Below are 432 nucleotides of genomic sequence, written 5' to 3' on the forward strand. Positions count from 1 at the left end.
GTTAATAAGAGTAGTTTTATTGAAGAATTTATAAATACCTCATTTAAAGATGCACAACAAACAAACTTTTTTATGGAGTTGTTAAGTTCCTATCCAAAGAAAAGTAACATTGCCGTCGTCCTTATTGGAGATAGTGAAACATCAGATATTTTAGTAAATGACATAATAAGACCTATTTTTGCTAAAAAAAGAGTTTATATTAGTGTTATTGATGATAATGTCTTAAAAAAAGAAGAAGATAAAGAAATTCTCAATGAAAAAATTCTTTATCATTTTAATGAACTTAATGGTAAATCTGAAATTAAAAGAGTAAGTAAACTTATTAGAACCATTTTAAAGTCAAATCCAGTAATGTGTAATCAATCTTTGGATAATGATGAGGATCATATTTATGGTAATTTAATTGTAGCCTCAAGTAAAGATTCTCCTTAT

The 432-nt window shown here is 25.5% G+C and carries 1 protein-coding gene; it reads left to right on the plus strand.

The annotated features are described in order from the left end of the window. On the plus strand, positions 1-432 hold a 432-nt coding region (locus tag GBG18_RS15480; protein WP_193311194.1), incomplete at both ends, for a hypothetical protein.

The organism is Poseidonibacter ostreae (genome assembly GCF_009208075.1).
In the GTDB taxonomy this organism is placed as follows: Bacteria; Campylobacterota; Campylobacteria; order Campylobacterales; family Arcobacteraceae; genus Poseidonibacter; species Poseidonibacter ostreae.